This is a genomic window from Streptomyces chiangmaiensis, from assembly GCF_036281785.1.
GTDB classification, from domain to species: domain Bacteria; phylum Actinomycetota; class Actinomycetes; order Streptomycetales; family Streptomycetaceae; genus Streptomyces; species Streptomyces chiangmaiensis.
The window spans coordinates 1-3,721 of record NZ_JAYWVC010000409.1 but is presented as its reverse complement, the minus strand read 5'-3'; the positions used below and the strand labels follow the sequence as shown (position 1 = coordinate 3,721).

The window sequence follows — 3,721 nt, the reverse complement described above, 5'->3', positions numbered from 1 at the left end:
CGTTCTTGCCTCTCACGTGCAAGCAGTGCGGCAAGCCGCGTCACCTTCAAGCCACCGACCGCCCCTGCGACTACTGCAGCACCCCGTGCCATCAAGCTGCCCACCGGCAGCGGCAGGCTGTCGCGACCCCGCCCGGCACCGAGGAGCTCGATCAGGCCATACGGTTCCGGCTCCAGGAGATCACCCGCGTCGCACGGGCCATCCTGCTTGCCGTCGGCCAACCAGACACGCTAGCCGAGGAGTTCCTGGCAACCATGGTCCACCTGCAAGCCACCTCCGAGCGCCTGACTCCGGACATGGTGGCTCGGACGAGACTGCGGGGCGCATCCTGGGAACAGATCGCCGCACCACTGGGCATGAGCAAGGAGGCCGCCCGCAAGAAGTGGTCCTCGCCCGGCCTCGCGCCAGCCCATCAGCTGCCGAACAGACCGGCCATACCGCCGGGCAATAACGCCACCGTCTGCCACTCCCCAGACGGCACGGACGCCGGCTGTGCCTCCCTCGCGCCCCGAGGCGTCACTTCCGCCGCCTTCGGAACACTCACGAAAACGGTCGTCGGCCAGGACCTGGCCACGGTACTCAACAGCCTCCAGCGCGCCTCGGGGCTGAGCCTACGGCCTCTGGCCAGCCGATGCGATCTATCGCCCGGATTCCTCTTCCGGCTGCTGACCGGGGAACGCTTCCCTGCTTGGAAGAACGTTGCCGCGATCGCCCGCGCCTGCGGCGCCGACTCCGATGTCCTGCGCAGGGTCTGGGAGGCCTCGGCAGCGCGCCGTGACAGCCCGCTTCGGCCCGCCTCCCTCACTACCGCACTGCGGTTCCTGCACCAGCGCGTCGGCAGCCCCACCCCTTGGGCCATCGCCACTACCAGTGGAAACACCCTCGATCAAGACCATGTTGCAGGCCTCCTCGCTGGCACCGCCACTGCCCCATGGGAAAACGTCGAACGCCTCATCCAGGTCCTGGACGGAGAGCCTCCCTTCTTCTTCCCACTGTGGCAAGCCCAGGCTTCCGGCCATGCCGCCCCTCCCCCACTCCCGGCAACGCCCGCCAGGGAACACTCCTCCGCACCCGGCCACTGCATCGAAGAATTCCTCACCGCCTTCAGCAGCGCTCACGGCCCGTCAACCATTGCTCGCCCGCTCGTACAACTTCAGACCGGGGGCGATGATGGGGCGGGGGCCAGGTATGTAGCCACGGGCCCGGCCGTCCCAGACCGTGCTGACGGCGTCGGTCATCGTGCCGCTCCTGCGCTCGGTGCGCTGTGACGGGGTCCGAGGGGTCCGGCAGACGCCGGCTGAGCTCCGGTGGACAACGTCGCCCCCAGAGGGAATCAGACCGCGGTGTGGACCAGTTCGACCAGGGCCAGTCCGTTCACGAGGCCGGCTCGATCGAGGGCCTTCCGGTCGTGGACGTCAGTGACGAGCCACCGTTGGTCTGTCGGCCATTGAAGGCTCCCCTCCCTGAAGGGCGGGGACTGTCCACCCTCTGTCGGCGGTCTCTGAACCTGAACCCCTTTGGGGTCGGTGACTTTTGACCCCCTGTGTGCAGTTGTTCACCCGGTTGCCGCGCTCGGGGTGCGACCGATGTCGCGGTTCTTCAGCCGGTAGGAGTCTCCCTTCAAGGAGAGCACATCGGCGTGATGGACGAGACGGTCGATCACGGCGGCGGCGACGGTGTCGTCGCCGAAGACCTCGCCCCAGCGATCTGCCGAACGGCTTGTTGCTGGTCACGATCACGGACGCGCGTTCGTAGCGGCCGGAGATGAGTTGGAAGAACAGGTTGGCGGCTTCCGGTTCGAACGGGATGTAGCCCACCTCGTCGATCACCAGGACCGGGACGCGCGCGAGACGCAGCAGTTCGTCCTGCAGCTTGCCGGTGGTGTGGGCGGCGGCCAGGCGGTCGACCCACTGCGAGGCGGTGGCGAACGCGACGCGGTGTCCGGCCTGGCAGGCGCGGATGCCCAGGGCGATGGCCAGGTGCGTCTTGCCGGTGCCGGGCGGGCCGAGGAAGACCACGTTCTCCTTGCCGGTGATGAAGTCCAGGGTCCCCAGATGGGCCACCGCCTCCCGTTTCAGTCCGCGCAGGTGGGTGAAGTCGAACTCCTCCAGGGTCTTGCGGGCGGGGAAACGGGCCGCGCGGATGCGGCCCTCGCCGCCGTGGGCCTCGCGGGCGGTGACCTCGCGCTGCAGACAGGCGGCCAGATACTCCTGATGCGTCCAGGACTCGGCCCTGGCGCGTTCAGCGAGCCGGTCGGCAGCATCCAGCAGCGCCGGCGCCTTCAACGCACGGCTGAGGAAGGCCAGCTCGGCGGCGACGTCCCGGGACGTGGTGGTGCGGGTGGCCATGGCTTCACTCCGCTCCCGCTCCGCCCTCGATCAGCTGAAAGACGCGGTCGTAGACGGGTAGATCCGGCTGTGCGACCTCCACCGCGGCACCGACCCCGCTTGGGCGGTGGTACTCGCGCCGCATCGCCGCGGCGGCCTCGGCGTGGTCGGGATCGGTCAGCGTCTGATGACGGGCCCAGCAGCGCGCATGCTCGGCGACCAGGCGGCCGTCCAGATGGGCCCGCACCGTCTCGGTGTCCGCCTCGATCCGCACGATCCGTCCGATCGCGGCCGGGTGCACGGAGTAGTCGCAGGTGTCCAGGCGGATGTAGTGGTCCCGGCCGATCCGCACCGAAGTCTGCCACCAGCGCGGTGGCGCGGTCGGTGGCAGCATCGCGGCCCGGTCGGCCTCCCACCGCTCGGCCGGACGAGCATCCAGCGTCCGGCGCACCCGCCGGTTGGCGACCTCAAGCCACGCAGCCAACTGGCTGTTGAAGCCGGCCGGGGAGGAGAACACCCTGCCGGGCAGGAACGACGTCTCCAGATAGCCGTTGGCCCGCTCCACCAGACCCTTGGCCTCCGGATCGCGGGGCCGGCACAGGATCACCTTGCAGGCCAGCAACCCGGCCAGCGCGGCGAACTCATGCCCCAGCACGGCCCGCCCCTCGCGGCGGCGGCCGATGGCCGGCTCGTTGTCCCACACCAGTGCCTTCGGCACCGCATTCCACCCGACAGCAACTCCCAGTGCCCACTTACCAGGTCGACGGCCTGCCTCGACGGCAGCATCCGCGCGGCGATCACCCGGGAATACCCCGACACGATCACCAACACCGGCGGGCGACCGGTCTGCCCGAAGCCCAGCGGGATGTCCGCGGGTGGGAACCACAAATCGCACTGGGCCAGCTCGCCGGGCCGATACGCCGTCCGGGAGACCGGGTCCGCCGGCAGATACACCGGCCGCAGCTCCCGCACCCGCCGCTTGAGCACCGACAACGACCGTTCCCACCCGATCCGCTCGGCGGTCACCGTGGCGGGCATCCGTGGGTACTCCGCCAGCAACTCGCGGATCGCCGGCTCCACCGCGTCCACGATCGAGCCCTTCGACGCCCGCCGGTACTTCGGCGGATCATCGCTGGCCACAGCCCGCCGCACGGTGTTCCGGGCGATCCCCAGATGCCGCGCGATCCCCTTGATCGACATCCCCTCCGCACGGTGGAGCCGCCGGATCTCAGCCCAGTCCTCCACACCGATCACCTCTTCCACCTGACTCCCATGGAGCCAGACTGATCACTTGATCACGGAAGGGGTCACTTTTCATCGACCGATAGGAGGTCACGGTTCAAGGAACGGCGACAACCCTCCAGGGCCGATGTGGGGATTTACGGTTCAGTAAC

2 protein-coding genes and 1 pseudogene are annotated in these 3,721 nt (G+C 69.1%); 1 reads left to right on the top strand and 2 read right to left on the bottom strand.

Annotated features, from left to right (window positions below; all coding sequences use genetic code 11):
• Positions 1-1,268 (top strand): helix-turn-helix domain-containing protein (locus VXC91_RS43415; RefSeq protein ID WP_329512861.1); only part of this gene is annotated, 1,268 nt, incomplete at its 5' end.
• A 147-nt stretch (positions 1,269-1,415) separates the two neighbouring features.
• Here the strand turns inward: VXC91_RS43415 and istB are convergent.
• Positions 1,416-2,348: an IS21-like element helper ATPase IstB gene (istB, locus tag VXC91_RS47510; protein WP_425578483.1), complete on the bottom strand. Its 933-nt coding sequence runs from the start codon at positions 2,346-2,348 to the stop codon at positions 1,416-1,418.
• 4 nt (positions 2,349-2,352) lie between these two features.
• Positions 2,353-3,581: pseudogene (istA, locus tag VXC91_RS43400) on the bottom strand (IS21 family transposase).
• Positions 3,582-3,721: the final 140 nt, after the last annotated feature.